At 58.4% G+C, this 16,531-nt stretch carries 18 protein-coding genes and 1 pseudogene; 4 read left to right on the top strand and 15 right to left on the bottom strand.

From position 1 onward, the window contains the following. Positions 1 to 2: 2 nt before the first annotated feature. Positions 3 to 461 (top strand): DMT family transporter, encoded by a 459-nt coding sequence (locus O1724_RS11285; RefSeq protein ID WP_003857305.1) that lies wholly within the window; start codon positions 3 to 5, stop codon positions 459 to 461. On the opposite strand, the gene O1724_RS11280 is transcribed toward O1724_RS11285, so the two are convergent. Genes O1724_RS11280 through O1724_RS11245 form a run of 8 tightly spaced genes read right to left on the bottom strand, consistent with a single transcriptional unit; the run spans position 458 to position 6,338 of the window. After that, positions 458 to 991 (bottom strand): DUF3833 domain-containing protein, encoded by a 534-nt coding sequence (locus O1724_RS11280; RefSeq protein ID WP_126297289.1) that lies wholly within the window; start codon positions 989 to 991, stop codon positions 458 to 460. The genes O1724_RS11285 and O1724_RS11280 overlap by 4 nt on opposite strands. Beyond that, positions 988 to 1,512: a chalcone isomerase family protein gene (locus tag O1724_RS11275; RefSeq protein WP_126297290.1), complete on the bottom strand. Its 525-nt coding sequence runs from the start codon at positions 1,510 to 1,512 to the stop codon at positions 988 to 990. The genes O1724_RS11280 and O1724_RS11275 overlap by 4 nt, the downstream gene beginning before the upstream one ends. Next, positions 1,509 to 1,994 carry a DUF2878 domain-containing protein gene (locus O1724_RS11270; RefSeq protein ID WP_003857308.1) on the bottom strand — a complete coding sequence of 162 codons (486 nt, stop codon included), beginning with the start codon at positions 1,992 to 1,994 and terminating at the stop codon, positions 1,509 to 1,511. The genes O1724_RS11275 and O1724_RS11270 overlap by 4 nt, the downstream gene beginning before the upstream one ends. Further along, complete coding sequence (locus O1724_RS11265) at positions 1,991 to 3,211, bottom strand: SAM-dependent methyltransferase (RefSeq protein WP_058659964.1); 1,221 nt, start codon at positions 3,209 to 3,211, stop codon at positions 1,991 to 1,993. Before O1724_RS11265 ends, O1724_RS11270 begins: the two co-directional genes overlap by 4 nt. Next, a complete protein-coding gene (locus tag O1724_RS11260; protein WP_048244026.1) occupies positions 3,208 to 3,930 on the bottom strand; it encodes a DUF1365 domain-containing protein in 723 nt (240 codons plus the stop codon). Before O1724_RS11260 ends, O1724_RS11265 begins: the two co-directional genes overlap by 4 nt. 1 nt (position 3,931) lies before the next feature. Beyond that, positions 3,932 to 5,191 (bottom strand): NAD(P)/FAD-dependent oxidoreductase, encoded by a 1,260-nt coding sequence (locus O1724_RS11255; protein ID WP_045894322.1) that lies wholly within the window; start codon positions 5,189 to 5,191, stop codon positions 3,932 to 3,934. Then, positions 5,188 to 5,907 carry an SDR family NAD(P)-dependent oxidoreductase gene (locus tag O1724_RS11250; RefSeq protein ID WP_126297291.1) on the bottom strand — a complete coding sequence of 240 codons (720 nt, stop codon included), beginning with the start codon at positions 5,905 to 5,907 and terminating at the stop codon, positions 5,188 to 5,190. The genes O1724_RS11255 and O1724_RS11250 overlap by 4 nt, the downstream gene beginning before the upstream one ends. Beyond that, positions 5,904 to 6,338, bottom strand: coding sequence for a nuclear transport factor 2 family protein (locus O1724_RS11245; RefSeq protein ID WP_003857316.1), 435 nt, complete (start codon positions 6,336 to 6,338; stop codon positions 5,904 to 5,906). Before O1724_RS11245 ends, O1724_RS11250 begins: the two co-directional genes overlap by 4 nt. Positions 6,339 to 6,597: 259 nt before the next feature. On the opposite strand from O1724_RS11245, the gene O1724_RS11240 reads away from it, so the two are divergent. Both O1724_RS11240 and O1724_RS11235 read left to right on the top strand, forming a co-directional pair. Next, entirely contained in the window at positions 6,598 to 6,795 is a 198-nt protein-coding gene (locus tag O1724_RS11240; protein ID WP_003857318.1) for a hypothetical protein, read from the top strand. 1 nt (position 6,796) lies between these two features. Continuing rightward, complete coding sequence (locus O1724_RS11235) at positions 6,797 to 7,549, top strand: hypothetical protein (RefSeq protein ID WP_022651152.1); 753 nt, start codon at positions 6,797 to 6,799, stop codon at positions 7,547 to 7,549. A gap of 56 nt (positions 7,550 to 7,605) precedes the next feature. On the opposite strand, the pseudogene O1724_RS11230 reads toward O1724_RS11235, so the two are convergent. After that, positions 7,606 to 9,582: pseudogene (locus tag O1724_RS11230) on the bottom strand (alkyl/aryl-sulfatase). Between the two features lie 202 nt (positions 9,583 to 9,784). Between O1724_RS11230 and O1724_RS11225 the strand changes: the two are divergent. After that, entirely contained in the window at positions 9,785 to 10,420 is a 636-nt protein-coding gene (locus O1724_RS11225; RefSeq protein ID WP_126297293.1) for a helix-turn-helix domain-containing protein, read from the top strand. Between the two features lie 42 nt (positions 10,421 to 10,462). Here O1724_RS11225 and paaY read toward each other — a convergent pair whose 3' ends face one another. The 6 genes from paaY to paaH all read right to left on the bottom strand — a co-directional run bounded on the left by paaY (position 10,463) and on the right by paaH (position 16,531). Continuing rightward, positions 10,463 to 11,068 (bottom strand): phenylacetic acid degradation protein PaaY, encoded by a 606-nt coding sequence (gene paaY, locus O1724_RS11220; RefSeq protein WP_006810541.1) that lies wholly within the window; start codon positions 11,066 to 11,068, stop codon positions 10,463 to 10,465. 9 nt (positions 11,069 to 11,077) lie between these two features. Next, positions 11,078 to 12,013 (bottom strand): phenylacetic acid degradation operon negative regulatory protein PaaX, encoded by a 936-nt coding sequence (gene paaX, locus O1724_RS11215; RefSeq protein ID WP_003857327.1) that lies wholly within the window; start codon positions 12,011 to 12,013, stop codon positions 11,078 to 11,080. A gap of 133 nt (positions 12,014 to 12,146) precedes the next feature. Beyond that, positions 12,147 to 13,463 (bottom strand): phenylacetate--CoA ligase PaaK, encoded by a 1,317-nt coding sequence (paaK, locus tag O1724_RS11210; RefSeq protein ID WP_126297294.1) that lies wholly within the window; start codon positions 13,461 to 13,463, stop codon positions 12,147 to 12,149. 26 nt (positions 13,464 to 13,489) lie between these two features. Then, positions 13,490 to 14,695 carry a 3-oxoadipyl-CoA thiolase gene (gene pcaF / locus O1724_RS11205; RefSeq protein WP_126297295.1) on the bottom strand — a complete coding sequence of 402 codons (1,206 nt, stop codon included), beginning with the start codon at positions 14,693 to 14,695 and terminating at the stop codon, positions 13,490 to 13,492. Beyond that, positions 14,695 to 15,117 carry a hydroxyphenylacetyl-CoA thioesterase PaaI gene (gene paaI, locus O1724_RS11200; protein WP_003857335.1) on the bottom strand — a complete coding sequence of 141 codons (423 nt, stop codon included), beginning with the start codon at positions 15,115 to 15,117 and terminating at the stop codon, positions 14,695 to 14,697. The genes pcaF and paaI overlap by 1 nt, the downstream gene beginning before the upstream one ends. Beyond that, complete coding sequence (paaH, locus tag O1724_RS11195; RefSeq protein WP_116291055.1) at positions 15,107 to 16,531, bottom strand: 3-hydroxyacyl-CoA dehydrogenase PaaH; 1,425 nt, start codon at positions 16,529 to 16,531, stop codon at positions 15,107 to 15,109. Before paaH ends, paaI begins: the two co-directional genes overlap by 11 nt.

Below are 16,531 nucleotides of genomic sequence, written 5' to 3'. Positions count from 1 at the left end.
TTATGACAGTGATTATGATTATTCTGGCGGTGATTGGCGGCGCAACGCTGAGCATTCAGGCTGCCATTAACGGGCAATTAGGCAGCAGCGTGGGGGTATTCAAAAGCGCGTTTCTGACGTTTTCCGTCGGCGCGCTGGTGACCGCCCTGCTGATCTTCTTTTTTGAGCCGAAACAGGCGGTCAGCCTGATGGATGTACCCAAATGGCAGCTTCTGGGCGCCCTGTGCGGCGTGCCCTATATCGTGATTATGGTGCTCGCGGTGCAGCGCATCGGGACCGCTGTTGCCACGGTAGCGGTTATCCTGGGCCAGCTGGCCATGAGCATGCTGATTGATAACTTTGGCTGGCTGAACAATGAAGCCATTCCGTTTTCAGTGAGCCGTTTCGGGGCCGTCGTCTGCCTGAGTATTGCGCTCTTCTTCATCTACTCAAGCAGTAAACCTCAGCCCGAAGAGGATTAACCGCCCTCTTTGCGGGTAAAGAACAGCGTCACCGTGGCGACGGTGACGCCAAATTTCTTCATCTCCGTTTTATTGAACAGACGGGTACTGTCCTGCAAATACATCCAGTCATCAAAGTGCAGCAGCCAGGTTTTGCCGTCCGCCTTCACGTTCATGCTGTAGCGCCAGTTAAGGGCATTGCCCGCCGCCTGGCCTGTCGCGACACCTTCTATGTCACCCGCCGTGCCTTCATAGCGATTCTGCCCAACGCGGCGGATATGCCAGACGCGCTGCTGCTTTTCGCCGTCATCGTAGACAAAATGCTCGTTCAGGGTCAGCGTATCGCCGATAACATCCCCGGCGATCTCGACGTGAAAACGGCGGATCTGCTTACCGCTGCGATCCTGCACCATCCCCCACGCCTCGGTTTTCCCCTGGAAGTAAGTAAAAATATCAAGCCGTGGCTGCTGCTGACGATACTCTGTCACCTCGGTGCTACATCCGGCCACCAGCATCGTCAGGGTAAGCGCCACTAGCAGGAAACGTTTCATTGTGCTCCTCCAGTTAACTGCTGACGCAGTTCAGGATATTCGGTGCGGGGATCGAGCCATATCGCCAGAAAGCGTGAGCTAAACGCTGCCGTCTGGCGTGGCCCGAGTGGCGTAAATTTTTTCTGCGACGCCGTGGGGCGATACCAGAATTGTCCCTGGCCGTTATTAACCACAAACGCGAGCTGCGTGCCGGGCGTGACGTCGGGCCAGAGCGTGGACAGCATGCGTAGCCAGGCTTCACTCTGCGGCTCCTGCTGCAAAATGCCCTGCGCCTGCCACTGGTCGCGGGTCGCCTCGACCAGGTCGTCACCATCGATGTCCCGGGCATAGGTGATAATCAGCGCATTATCGCCGTCTAATCCTGTATAGCTGCCGTCGGGCGTCAGAAGCTGAGAGGTATAGACGGTAAACGGCCCCCAGGTGAGGGTGGCGTCACCCACCTTGCGCCAGCTCAGCCAGTCTGCCGCCTGCACGGTACAGGTGAAGACGGCTAACGCGAGCATCAGTACCAGATTTCTCATTGTTGTCTCCCCATCAACAGGTGGAAAAACAGCATCAGCACCAGCCAGCCGGGGAACATCCAGCTGACGACGATAAAGGTCGGCTCCTGAAACGTAATGGCCCCAAGATGCTCGCCGATCAGGTAGGCTACCGGTCCGCCCAGAGTCGCCAGCACCGTCAGCAACCATCCTGGCAAGGTGGTCGTGCGGGTCAGGTGCGTCCAGACGGTGGCAAACATTAGCCACAGCGCCACCATCCATAGCGGCATCAGGGACGCGCCCGTGAACGCAATCAGCCCCGTCAGCGCCCAGAGGGCGTCCAGCAGCGCACCCGACGCCGCCAGCACAAGGGCGTATACCCGGTGTGATGGCGGTAATAACAGCCAGGCAAGCACCGCCAGCGCGATCCAGATGACCAGCCCCTGCTCGCGAAACAGCACCACCAGCGTCCAGTAGAGATCAAAACCGATGGCCAACAGAAATACCTGCCCGTAGCGCTTCATACGCGTTCCGCAGTCAGCTGCACCACGCTGATGGTGCGGGCATTAAACCCGGCTTCACAGTAGCCGAGGTAGTACAGCCACATCCGCCGGAAACGGTCATCAAACCCGAGCTTTTCAATCTCCTGCCAGGCGTGAACGAAACGCTGACGCCAGTGCGCCAACGTGCGGGCGTAGTCCGGCCCCATATCGAAGAGATTACGCACCACAAAATCGGTATGGCGGGTCATCAGTTCATTCATGGCGGTGATGCTGGGCAAAAAGCCGCCGGGGAAGATGTAGCGCTGAATAAAATCGACGCTTTTGCTGTAGTCGCGATAGCGTTGATCCTGAATGGTGATGGCCTGAATCGCCATCCGCCCGCCTGGACGCAGACGCGCCTGACAGGTACGGAAAAACGTTGGCAGGTAGCGTTGGCCGACGGCTTCGATCATCTCAACCGAGACCAGTTTGTCGTAAACCCCGGTCAGATCGCGGTAGTCGCAAAGCAGCACCTCAACGCGATCCTGCAACCCTGCCCGGACGATCCGCGCGGTGGCCCAGTGGTACTGCTCCTGCGACAGCGTGGTGGTGGTCACCCGACAGCCGTAGTGACGGGCGGCGTATTCCGCCATCGCCCCCCAGCCGGTGCCAATCTCCAGCAGATGATCGTTTGCCGTGAGCGCCAGCTGGTCGCACAGCCTGGCCATTTTCGCCTGCTGAGCCGCGTTCAAATCCTGCTCGTCCCCGTTAAACAGCGCGCTGGAGTACAGCAGGTCTTCATCAAGGAAATGGGCGTAGAAGGCGTTGCCCAGATCGTAATGGGCGGCAATATTTTCACGCGCCTGAGCGCGGGAGTTGCGCCGCATCCAGTGCCGTAGCCGCTCCACCGGTTTCCCGAGCAGGCGGAACCCTTTTTCCAGTTGCCCGAGGATTTGGCTATTACGTGCAATCAGCTCCAGCAGCGGCGTCAGGTGGGGCGTCTCCCAGTCGCCATCCATCCACGCTTGTGCCGCGGCGAGGCTGCCCCCGGTTAAAATGCGCCAGTAGACGCCCGGAGCAAGTACCTGCACCTCAGCATGAAGCGCGGCGGAGGCGTCGCCGAACTGGAACGTCTGCGCGCCTTCACGCAGCGTCAGCGAGCCACCGCGCAGACCGTTCAGCAGGCGGAAGAGCAACCATCGCGCGACGCGGACGTTGCGCGGGATATCGGGTTCAAGCGCAAAGACGGGATCGGTCATGAGCGTTCACTCCTGCTGAGGGGATGGTTATGCAGCGGCACGCGCTTCAGCCACAGCCTGAGCGCCTGCCAGTAAATGGCGAAAACGGTTTTGAGGGTCATCAACGGGATCCGCGCCAGCAGCGAACGCAGCGCTGCGCGCGTCAGCGGCGCCCGGCGTAGCGTCAGGGTGGCATCAAACACCTTCGTCTCCTGATGGTTTTCGATATGCATGCGCAGCGTGCTGTCCGGGCTGTTGAAGCGCCAGTGGTAAACCATATCCATCGGATTAAAGGGCGAGACGTGAAAAGCTTTCTCCGTCGGCGGGGCGTCCCGCCCCGCTACCGCGTAGTAATGTCGTTCATTCCACGGCGTGTTACGCACTTCGGCGAGAACCCAGCGCAGAGTGTCTTCGCCGTCATAGCAGTAGTAAAAATTGACCGGGTTGAAATGAAAACCGAAATAGCGCAGCTGAGTCAGAAGCATGACCCGCCCCGCCGGACGCTCGCCGGTCAGATTTTCCAGACGCTCAAGGACGTGCTCTTTGAGCGGCGTGCCCAGCGGGTAGTCCGCATCATAAAATGCCGCGGGCGCAACGCGGTTACGGCGCACGCCGACGGAGGGCAGCGCGTCCAGCTCATCGAGATCGAGCCAGGCCATAAAGACGCTGTAGGTAAAGTGGTGCGCTTTTGGCGCAAGCCGACGATGGCGCAATGTGCCGTGGTAAAGGCAGCTGTTCATCTCAGTTGCCCTCCCCGGCCGCGATAGCGTTTACCACGTCCAGCGCACTGCGTACGCCATCTTCGTGGAAGCCGTTGTACCAGTACGCGCCGCAGAACCAGCTCCGCTGGCGACCGTTTATTTCTCCGCGTCGGGCCTGGGCTTGCCAGCTTTGCGGGTTAAAAAGCGGATGCTCATAGACAAAGCGGCGCAGCACATAGCGTTCTTCCACCGGCGTTTCCGGGTTGAGGGTGACGCAAAACAGCGGGCTACCCGGCGGCAGTCCCTGCAAGATATTCATGTTGTAGGTGACGCAGGCGCTGGCCCGATCCTGCTCGCTGAGGCGGTAGTTCCAGCTCGCCCACGCGCGCTTGCGCACCGGCAGCCAGCGCGGATCGCTGTGAAGCACCACCTCGTTACGCTGCCAGCCGATATCACCCAGCACCTCACGTTCAGCCTGCGTTGGGCTGGCGAGCATCGCCAGCGCCTGAGCAGAGTGACAGGCGAAGATCACCTGATCGAAGGTATGAGTGACGCCTTCCCGCTCAATATCGACGCCACGATCGTGGCGAACAACCTTCTGAACCGGCGCGTTGAGGTGCAGCGTCAGGCGATCGCCAAGCTTGTCCATCATCGCGCGGATATACTCCCGGGAGCCGCCTGGCACGACGTACCACTGCGGACGATGGGTAATGTCCAGCAGACCGTGGTTTTCAAAAAAGCGTAAAAAGAGCGGCAGCGGAAAGCGTTTCATCTCCTGTATCGACGACGACCAGATAGCCGCCCCCATTGGCAGGATGTAGTGGCGCGCAAAAAAGGGCGTAAAGCGGTGCTGGCGCAGGAACGTTTCCAGCGTGGCGGATCCATCGACTTCGCCCCGGAGCGTCTGTTTCGCCAGCCGGTTAAAGCGCACGATCTCCTTCAGTAGCGTCCAGAAGGCAGGGTTCAGCAGATTACGACGCTGGGCGAACAGCGACGTCAGCGTGTGCCCGTTATACTCCAGCCCGCTCTGCGGGTTCTGCACCGAAAAGCTCATCTGCGTTTTTTGCCCGCTGATGCCCAGTTCGCTGAGCAGCCCCATGAAGCGCGGATAGGTGCGGTCGTTGTAGACGATAAAACCGGTATCGATGGCAAAGGTGCCCTGGGGCGTGTCGACATCTACCGTTGCAGTATGGCCGCCCGGGGTGGCCTGCGCCTCAAACACCGTGATCTGATGATGTCCGGCGAGCCGCCAGGCACAGGTTAACCCGGCGATGCCGCTGCCGATAATTGCGATTTTCATGGTCGCACCATCCTGCGCAGCAGTGCGCGCTGAAGTACATCGGGCAGGCCGGAAAGCAGGCGCAGCGCCAGGCTGAACCCGGCGGGAAACGCGATGTGATCCTTCCCTTTTGCCAGACCGCGACGAATGGCGTGGACGGCGTCCCCCACGCTGACCCGGCCCGGCATCGGGATATCGTTTTTGCGGGTCAGCGGCGTGTCGACAAAACCGGGTGAAACGACCGTGACGGCAATCCCTTTCGGTTCCCAGTCGAGGCGCAGCGTGTCGGCAAACCAGGTTAACGCCGCTTTAGAGGCCCCATAGGCTTCGGCTCGCGGGAAGTGAAGCCAGTGCGCCATCGAACTGACCAGCACCACGCGGTTGCCGGATACCAGTTGCGGCTGCAACGCCGCAAGGCAGTTTACCGGCCCCATGAAATTGGTGGTCATGACCCGCGCCACCAGCTCGGCATCCACCTCGCCGCGGTCGAGATACTCGCAGGTTCCGGCGCAGAGAATCACCGTGTCGGCAGCACAGTCCGCCAGCGCCTGGCGACAGGCGTCCCTGTCTGTCATATCGAACAGGCGCACCGTGATGTTGGGGCTGTGCTGATGCACAGCGGCCAGACGTTGCGCATCGCGCCCGCAGGCAATCACCCGGTAACCATCGTCGGCAAAAGATTTCGCCAGCCCCGCCCCGATGCCCGAGCTTGCGCCGGTGATCAGAACCGTTTTCATGATTTCACTCTCCGCTTCACGCCGCGTACGGCCCAGCCGAGTATCGGGAGATGTTCGTAAATCATCTCTCCGGCATCGTAGTAATCCCGCTGGCGAACAATGCGATCGTCGCGCATGTCTACCACGGAGCAGCCCGGCAGCTGTCGCACTGCACCCCGGGCAATACGCGGGTGCGACCAGTGCATCATCCAGGTGACCACAAAGCGATCGCCCTGCTGCAACGGCGCATCAACGGTAAAGCGACAGTGCTGGACGTTAGCCAGCAGATGGGTGAAATAGCGCTGGATCGCGAACACCCCGCTATGTTCGCCAAAGGGATCGATAAGCGTGGCATCGGCGCGATAAATCCCCGCCAGCGCCGAAGGTGGCTGGGTATCCAGCGTGGCGTAGTAATCAACGAACCGACTGATGACGGACGGCAACGTGCTCATGGGTCACATCCTGGGTGTAAACAACGTAGCGAAATCGCATAATTTAAACTTACACAATTAACGTTATTTGTCCAAGTTTGCGCAGGTATATTTTTTATTCTTATTATTTTTCAAAGACCTGAAATGTTACCTCGCGCAACCATTTTGTGCATAAAGTTTAATTTCGCCGCCAGGCTGCCGTTTTTTTAGGGATAACCTTAAGGCAAAGGTGCCATTTATCTTCCAGACTTATCCTTTTAATTCATAAGGATGTCACGCGATGAAACATTTACTGATGACGCTCTTTTCTAGCCCGGAATCCTTGTTGCAGGTCATGAGTCACCAGGAAATTATCGAAGCCGTAGAGGATGGCGACCGCATCATCATCGATCAGGATGGAAACGCCTCGGTTAACTACAAAAGCCACGAGGTGCGGCAGGACTTTCTGCGCCATGTCAACGCGCTGAAGAGGGCCTGAAATGGGAACGGCAATATTCATGGTATTGATGGTATGCGGGTACTGGTACACCAGCCGCGACCTCTCAACACGGTTTAAAATCAAGCGCTCCTTTGGCTGGGACGTCTATTTTCTTGTGGCGCTGTATGGCTGTATTTTTGTTCTTCAGGGAGTGATCGCCACCGGCCTGTTGTGGCTGCTGTTGTTCGCCCTCTCCGCCGCCGATAACACGTTCCATTTCACGTCTGCAAAATATGCCGACTGGCAAATTGATTTTATGAACTGGAGCTTCCTGGGGATTCAGGCCCCGGTGGTGGTAATGCTGACCTTCGCGATCCTGTTCTGTCTCTACCGCTCGAACTGGGCCGGGAGCGCGCGGCTGGACGGCGAAGGCCGAAAAAAGCTCTACAAGCGGCTGGCGCAATCGAGCGGGATTGAACAGCTGCTCTATCAGTGCATGGAGGAAGGTGAACTGGCGCACGTCACGCTGAAATCGCGGCGGATCTATATTGGGATGATCCATACCGCCACGCTGGAGTATGAAAAAACGGCCAATATCGTGCTTATTCCGATGCTGAGCGGCTACCGTGACGGGAAAAACATGCAGCTCTGTATCGAACATAACTACAGCAAATGGTATGCCGAGCATGACATTACGCTCGATTCAGAGCCCAAAAGCGCCATGGATTTTCGCAAAGTGATCATGCTGGATCAGATCGAGAGTATTTCGCTGTTCGATCCGGCAAGCGCCAGCGCGCTGGCAATGCGTGAATAAAAAAATGGCGCCTTATCGCAACAAGGCGCCAGGATTAACCAGGATGAACGCTAAACTTATGGCGTCACAATATTGAACCAGAAGTCAAATGTGTCCATGTAGCTCAGCATCTCTTCCAGCTTCGCCCCGTTTCCGCTCACCTTCACGTCACCCTTATCCATCGCCTGCTTCAGCGTCTCTTTCTTAAGGATGATGTTGTTCAGCGTGGTACGGTCCAGCGTGATGGTTGCGTCAGCATCCTTCGCCTGCGCGTTGGCGGTATGGTTCAGCACGCCGTTTTCCAGCTCCAGCTTGTATTTGCCGCCATCCTTACCGAGATCGACATTGAAGATCGCCTTCGCGTTACCGGCCCGTACCCCGTTGATGTGCACACCCAGGTAGTCGAAGAACATTTCCGGGGTCATCGCCCGCACGGTATCCGGGCTGGCGGTGTTCGGCGTCGGCAGCTTCTTCACGCCATTACGCAGTTCTTGCGCGCCGGTCAGGTAGAAGTTACGCCAGGTGCCCGCTTCCGCCTGGTAACCTAACTGCTCCAGCGCGTCGGCTTACAGATTACGGGCAGCCTGGTTGTTAGGATCGGCAAAGACCACTTTGCTTACCACCTGAGCAACCCAACGGTAATTACCCTGCTGATAATCCGCTTTGGCTTTCTGCATGATGGCATCAGCGCCGCCCATGTACTGCACGAACTTCTTCGCAGCCAGTTCAGGCGGCAGCTCGTCGAGGGTTGCCGGGTTGCCGTCGAACCAGCCGAGATAAAACACGTAGGTGGCTTTGACGTCGTGGCTAACGGAGCCGTAGTAACCGCGGCTCGCCCACTGTTTTTCCAGCGATTCCGGCAGTTTAAACTCGGCGGCGATCTCGTCGCGGGTCAGCCCCTTGTTTGCCATACGCAGGGTCTGGTCGTTGATGTAGCGATACATATCGCGCTGGCCTTTCATCAGCTTGACGATATTCTCGTTGCCCCAGGTCGGCCAGTGGTGCTGCGCAATAATCACTTCCGCGTCCGCCCCCCAGCGCTCAATGGCAGCGTTGATGTACTTAGACCAGGCCAGCGGATCGCGGATTTTCGCGCCGCGCAGGGAGTAGGTGTTGTGCAGAGTATGGGTCACGTCCTCTGCGGCCTCGATCATTTTCTTCTCTTTGACGTACCACAGCATCTCCGACGGAGCTTCTGAACCCGGCGCCATCATAAAGTCGTAGGTCAAACCGTCGATCACTTCTTCCTGACCGGTATGGGTAATGTAGTCGGTCGGCGGGATGAGGGTGACAGTACCCGCAGAGGTGGTGGTGCCAAGGCCTGCACCCACCTGGCCTTTTGCATTCGGCTTCAGCAGGTTGCCGTACATATAGCTCGCACGGCGGCTCATCGCGTTTCCGGCCATAATGTTTTCGGAAACCGCCTCTTTCATAAAGCCATCCGGCGCGTAGATTTTCACTTTGCCAGACTTGACGTCAGCTTCGTCAACCACGCCGCGCAGGCCGCCATAGTGGTCAACGTGGCTGTGGGTGATCACCACAGCGACGACCGGTTTCTTGCCGCGGTTTGCATAGTAGAGATCCAGCGCTTCTTTCGCCGGTTCAGCGCTTAACAGCGGGTCGATAACGGTAATGCCCTTCTCGCCCTCAATGATGGTCATGTTGGAGAGATCGAGATTACGGATCTGATACACGCCGTCGGTGACCTTAAACAGCCCGCCAATGTTGATCAACTGTGACTGACGCCACAGGCTCGGGTTTACCGTATCCGGGGCTTTCTCACCCTCTTTCACGAAATCATATTTCGCCGGGTTCCAGATAACGTTCCCCTGCTCGCCTTTAATCATGTTTTGCGGCAGCGGGGCGATAAAACCTTTATGGGCGTACTCAAAGTCGGTTTTATCGGCAAACGGTAATTTGTTATACAGGGCGTTATTTACCTGCCGGGTCGTGGCAGTGGCATCCTGCGGCTGTACTTCCGCAAACGAGGAAAGCGACAGCGACGTCAACACACCGGCAAGCGCCAGATGTTTAGCAATTAGGGTTAATTTCATTGAATGGCCTCATAGATTAATTGTGCCGCCTGGATATTTACTGTTGGCGGATAATTTTAATGCGAACTCATTGACGACCATTCTAAACAGAATACCTTTCCATCATAGTCCCATATGGGACTGGTTATTTATGGGTTCGTAATTCGGGGGCTATTGCTGCTATACTCGCTACCACGGCAAACGTTGCAGGGAGAGGCTTAGCGTGAATTTTCAGGATATCCATACCTATTATCAGCAACTCAATATTGGGCAATTTTTTCCGCACATGCTTTGTAAAGGCGAGGCCTTAACCGTTGCCGCAAATAAAAAACTCACCGTCGAGCCTGGCTATATCTATTTTTGCACTGAAGGGTCGCTGACGATATTAATGCCTGATGATGGCCTTAATATTGGCAATACTATCGAGTATATGCCGATAGGGTTAATGGAAAGGTATTGTCCACTGGCGAAGTATGAATATCGCAGCAGTGCGAAGGTGAAGCTGGTGAGAATATCCTGGGTCGACTTCGACCAGATATTTTTCCAGGGCGGGCCTGAGCGCATGCAGGCGCTGGCCACCATACTGACCTACATGTCCATATTTACCATCGACCTGCACAATGAACGCAGGCAGGTCACCAGCTACCAGACCATCAAACCAATGCTGTACCGCTATCTCTATCGGCAGGAGACCCAAACGGGAGAGAATGAGGGCCTGGCGCTGTTTATCATCAAGCGCACTAACCTGTCACGAACGCATGTCTTTCGCGTGCTGGCAGATCTAAAAGCCGGGGGCTATATCACCATGAAGCGCGGAAAGCTGGTGTCGATTGACCGGCCCCTGCCGGATGCGTATTGAGCTCATTTTCACGCCTTGATCAACGTGCGGGAGCGAACAGCCTTATTTATCCCGGCCAGCCGACTTGGGCCGTAAATTCTCATCGAAGACCAGCCGTTTGCGTCCTGGCTCTTCTTCCCGCAGCGGCTCCACCTGGTGCAGCGTCTGCTTACAACGGTCCACCAGCACCTGATACTCCCGCGTGCCCTGCTTTTTCCACTCTATTTCCTGCGCACTTAGCTCACGAATCGCTTTCGCCGGACTGCCAAGAATTAAGTGATTCGCAGGCATTTCCGCTTTGGCCTTCACAAACGCCGCCGCCCCGACGATGCTGTTTTCGCCGATCGTCGCCCCGTCCATCACCACCGCATTCATCCCCACCAGCGCATTACGGCGGATAATGCAGCCGTGAAGGATCGCACTGTGGCCGATATGCCCGTCCTCTTCCACCACCGTGTCCTGCTCCGGAAAACCGTGCATCACGCAGTTATCCTGAATGTTCGCGCCGTCTTTCACCACGATCCGGCCAAAATCACCGCGCAGGCTGGCGTTGGGACCCACGTAAACGCCTTTGCCGAGGATCACGTCGCCAATCAGCACCGCGGTCGGGTGAACATAGCTCTCTTCAGGCACGACCGGCGTCAGACCATCAATTTGATAAACAGGCATACCCTCTCCTTATGTGATATTCAGACCACCAAAACGCTGGTGATAAAGCGTGCCGGGAGCGGGCAGCTCGCCCACGGAGGTTTCCCCCTTCTCACTGACAAACGCCAGGGCTCCCGCCGCCACGCGCTGGTAGATGTTAATGCACAGCTGTCGCGCGCTCTGTCCCGCCCAGTGCGCAGGAAGTAACTCCTCCGGCAACAGCGGATCTTTCAGCACCACGCGACGATAAAAATGAATGAGTAACAGCTGGATCTGGAAGCAGCGTTCCGGGGTCAAATCCTCAGGCGGCGCTTCTTTCAGCAGCGGCAACAGCGGACGGAACGAGCTGATAAACGTTTCGTACATCGCGTTTTGTTCGGTCAACTGCCAGCACTCTTCCACGCGGGCTCGTAACGCCGCACGTGATAAGGCCAGCGGTGAATGGGCCTCAAAGAAAATGACGTTTTCCGCCACGCCCGCGTCATGCAGCAGAGACTGCACGTCCGCCAGGTTCTGCGACGGCGAGGCCATCAGGCTCGGCGCCAGCGTGCCGAACCCTTGCCAGATGAGCTGTTTTTTCACGTCCGCGAGGGTGGTTTTATCCAGCCCCTCGGAGAGCAGCAGCAGCCATTTACCATCCCACGCCGGCAGTTCCGCACGGTAGATTTTATTTTCCGCGCGGCGGGTCAAACGCAGCCCCTTGTCGCTGAGACGGTAAAAGCTGCGGCGGCCAATGCGGGACACGTCCAGCCAGCCCTCTTTGTTGAGGCGAAACAGCGCGGTGCGCACAAAGCGCTCGCCAAATCCCATCCCTTCCAGCAGGGCCGCCAGGCTGCCGAGCCAGATCTCTCCGCCGCGGTGCGAAAGCGCGTCGCCATACAGTGAGGAGATAAGCGACGTTCCGCTGACGGGAACAGAGCTGACTGCATGCTGGATAAAGGCATCAAGTTTATTCATGTGATTCATTCTGTTGTTATTTTTTTCCTGGATGAATCATAGCATACGAATCTGGAGTGTACCCTCACCCTAACCCTCTCCCAAAGGGAGAGGGAAATTAATACACCCTCTCCCATGTGGGAGAGGGCTGGGGTGAGGGAATTCAACCGTTGGCTGCCACTTTACGCAAATCAAACACCCGGCAAGCTTTACCCTCGGAGCGCGGTATGCTGCCACAGTTAACGATCATCACGTCGGTCGAGATCCCCACCATCGATTTAATCCGATGACGCAGCTGATGGCAGACCTGACAGCGCTGCTCATGGGTCAGCGTTAAGCTGCTCTGTTTCAGCTCGACCTTCACCGAAAGTGAATCAAGATGCCCGCGGCGGTTCACCTCCAGCTGATAGTGTGGCGAAAGATGTTCGAACTTAACGATCTCCTCTTCCAGCTGTGACGGGAAGACGTTCACGCCGCGAATGATGAGCATGTCGTCGCTGCGCCCGCTGATGCGATCCATCCGGCGCATGGTGCGTGCAGTGCCCGGCAGCAGGCGCGTCAGGTCGCGGGTGCGGTAGCGGATCACCGGCAGCGCCTCTTTGGTCAGGGTGGTGAACAGCAGTTCGCCCTGCTCGCCGTCGGCCAGCGGCGTGCCGTCATTCGGGTTGACGATCTCCGGGTAGAAGTGATCTTCCCAGATGGTCGGGCCGTCAGCGGTTTCAAGACACTCCATCGCCACGCCCGGCCCCATCACTTCGGAGAGACCATAGATATCCAGCGCGGTAATGCCCAGCCGTTTTTCAATTTCGCGGCGCATCGCCTGCGTCCACGGCTCGGCGCCAAACACGCCGACGCGCAGGGAACAGGCGCTGGCGTCACCGCCCATCTGACGCTCCAGCTCTTCAATTAAATTCAGGCAGTATGAGGGCGTCACCATGATCATATCCGGCTGAAAATCGCGGATCAGCTGCGCCTGCTTCTCCGTCTGGCCGCCGGACATCGGGATCACCGTCGCACCCAGACGCTCGGCACCGTAGTGCGCCCCCAGCCCGCCGGTGAATAGCCCGTAGCCGTAGGCCACGTGAATTTTATCCTTCGCGCTGCCCCCGGCGGCGCGCAGGGAACGGGCAACTATATTGGCCCAGTTGTCGATATCATTCTGGGTATATCCCACCACGGTCGGCTTTCCGGTGGTGCCCGACGAGGCGTGGATGCGCACCACCTGCTCCATCGGCACCGCAAAGGTATCGAACGGGTAGTTGTCGCGCAGATCCTGCTTGGTGGTGCACGGGAATTTTTGCAGGTCCGCCAGCTCGTTAAAATCGTCAGGGTGAACTCCCGCGGCGTCAAACTTGCGTTTGTACATCGGAACGTTGTTGTAGGCCTGGTTCAGCGTCCACTTCAGGCGCGCGGTCTGCAACGCCTGCAATTCATCAATGGACGCGGTTTCGATCGGATCAAGCTTTGTTGTATTTATCATCGCAGGGTACTCACATTATTGTTCGCTCAAACACGCTCAAGGATCATGGCAATGCCCTGACCCACACCGATGCACATCGTACACAGCGCGTAGCGCCCGCCGCGTCGGTGCAATTCATTGCTCGCGGCCAGCGCCAGTCTGGCACCGCTCATTCCCAGCGGATGACCTAACGCGATCGCCCCGCCATTCGGGTTCACATGCTCCGCGTCATCCGGCAAACCCAGCTGACGCAGCACGCCCAGCGCCTGTGCGGCGAAGGCTTCGTTAAGCTCAATGACGTCCATATCGGTGATACTGAGTCCGGCACGTTCCAGCACCTTACGGGTGGCGGGAATCGGGCCTAATCCCATCAGGCGCGGCTCGACGCCCGCGGTCGCCATGGCCACAATGCGTGTGCGCGGGGTTAACCCCTGGGCAAGCGCCATCGGCTCGCTGGCGATAATCAGCGCCGCCGCCCCGTCGTTCACGCCGGAGGCGTTCCCCGCCGTCACCACACCGTTCTTGCGGAACGGAGCTTTCAGCGCGGCAAGCTGTTCAAGGGTGGTTTCGGCGCGCGGATGCTCGTCCACGCTCACTTCCGTTACGGCACCTTTTTTCCCCGCCACCTGTACCGGGATAATCTCCTGCGCCAGAACGCCATTCTGCTGCGCCCGCGCGGTGCGCTGCTGGCTGCGCAGGGCAAATGCATCCTGATCGGCACGGCTTATATTTAACAATTCCGCTACATTCTCTGCCGTTTCCGGCATGCTGTCAGTTCCGTATTGCTGATGCATGAGCGGATTCTCAAATCGCCAGCCGATGGTGGTGTCGAAGATCTCCGCCTGACGCTGAAACGCCGCGGTGGCTTTGCCCATCACGAACGGCGCACGGGACATGGATTCGACGCCACCGGCGATCAGCAGATCGCCATCCCCGGCCTTAATGGCGCGTGCCGCAAAGCCAAGGGCATCCAGACCGGAGCCGCACAGGCGGTTAATGGTGGTACCGGAAACGGTCTGAGGCAGCCCGGCCAGCAGCGACGACATGCGCGCTACGTTGCGGTTATCCTCTCCGGCCTGATTTGCGCAGCCGAAGATCACATCATCTATGCGCTCCAGATCGAGCTGCGGGTAACGCGCCAGCAGCGCACGAAGCGGCACGGCCCCTAAGTCATCGGCACGCACGCTGGATAATCCTCCACCGTAGCGACCGACCGGGGTACGCACACCCTCACAAATAAATGCGTCACGCATCAGGCTTCTCCTGTCACACTGCCGCCGGTGCGGTGCGATTTCCCGCGAAAAAGAGCGACGGTTTTCTGTTGTTGGTTCTGAATTTCAATGTCGTATACGCCGGTCAGTTTGCCCTGATGCTTCACCCGCGCGGTAGCGGTCAGCTTATCGCCGGCAAAGCCCGGACGCAGAAAATCGATGGCGCAGCCTGAGGCCACCGCCGCCAGCCCCTGACTGTTGCAGGCGTAGGCAAAGGCGGTATCGGCCAGCGAGAACAGCTGTCCGCCGTGGCAGGTTTTATGCCCGTTGAGCATCTGCGGGGTGATGGTCATGGTCACCACCGCGTAGCCCTCGCCCATGTCGAGAATGTCCATCCCCATCGCCTGCGCGCAGGCGTCCCGTTCGTACATCGCGCGGGCGTTATGCCAGGCGTTATGACTCATAGCTACTCTCCAGAAGCGCACGCTGGCGCAGCAGTGAACAGGGGCGATAGCGTTCCTCGCCGTAGTGACGTTGCAGGTTCTCCAGCAGCGTTAACAGACGCTGCCAGCCAAGGCGCTCGCCCCAGGCGATGGGCCCGCAGGGATAGTTGACCCCTAAGCGCATGGCGGTATCGATGTCTTGCTCGCTGGCGACCCCTTTTTGCAGGGCGTCCAGCGCTTCGTTGGCAATCATCGCTACCGTGCGCCAGACCAGCAGACCGGGGTAATCGGCAATCTGTACCACCCGTTTCTGCTGGTGCTGCAACCAGTAAATGGCTTTCTGCGTGGCGGCATGCGGGTTGCCGGGTGCGGCGGCTATCACGGCCACATCCTGCTCGATGCGATCGACCACCACCACCGGGCAGCCGTGGCGCAGCGCCAGGGACTGCGCGGTCTCACCCTGCGTTTCGATCAGCAACAAATCGTCAATTTCCGTGACACCGTCACTTCTTCGCTGTACGCGCATGGGGTTGAAGCTGTCGCTGACCGGGGCGAGCCAGCTGACGGCGGGTTTGTCCTCCAGCCAGCGGTAAACGCCCTGCCCGCTTTTCTTACCCAGACGCCCCGCCAGCACCAGCTCCTGCTGCACCAGCGACGGCAGAAAACGACGCTCCTGCCAGAAGGCATTAAACACGGAGCATGTCACGGCAAAGTTGACGTCCTGACCAATCATGTCCGTCAGCTCAAGCGGCCCCATCGGGAAGCCTCCGCCGTCTCGCAGGGCGGCGTCAATCACCTCGGGCGTTGCCACCTGCTCTTCCAGCGCGCGCCAGGCTTCCGAGTAGAACGGGCGCGCCACGCGGTTGACGATAAACCCCGGCGTGGACTGGCAGCGTACCGGCTGCTTTCCCCAGCTCAGCGCCAACTCGCACAGCGCATCGGCCACTTCTGGTGAGGTCGCCAGCCCGCTGACCACCTCCACCAGCTTCATCACCGGGGCAGGATTGAAGAAGTGCAGCCCGGCGACGCGTTCAGGGTGGTTTATCTCCGCCGCAATAGCGGTAACGGAAATGGACGAGGTATTGCTGGCGAGCAGCGTCTGCGGCGGACAAACCTCTGCCAGCTGGGTAAACAGCGCCTTTTTCACTTCAAGCCGCTCGGAGGCCGCCTCGATCACCAGATCGGCTTTCGCCAGAGCACTGATATTCGTCACCGGCGTCAGGCGGGCGAGGATCTGCTCCCCGGCGTCGGCAGAGAGTTTTCCACGCGCAACGCGTGAGGACAGCCGCTGGCGAATGCCGTCGACGGCGCGGGAAATCGCCGCTGCGTCAATGTCGTACACCAGAACCGGATGACCGTGGCTGGCTGCCACTTCGGCAATCCCGGCGCCCATGGTGCCGCTGCCAATGACGGCGACCGTATGGATATTCACCAT

It is taken from the genome of Enterobacter cloacae complex sp. HYC074_NIDB (genome assembly GCF_056673345.1).
The sequence above is the reverse complement of the archived record's forward strand: the minus strand, read 5'-3'. Positions and strand labels throughout refer to the sequence as shown.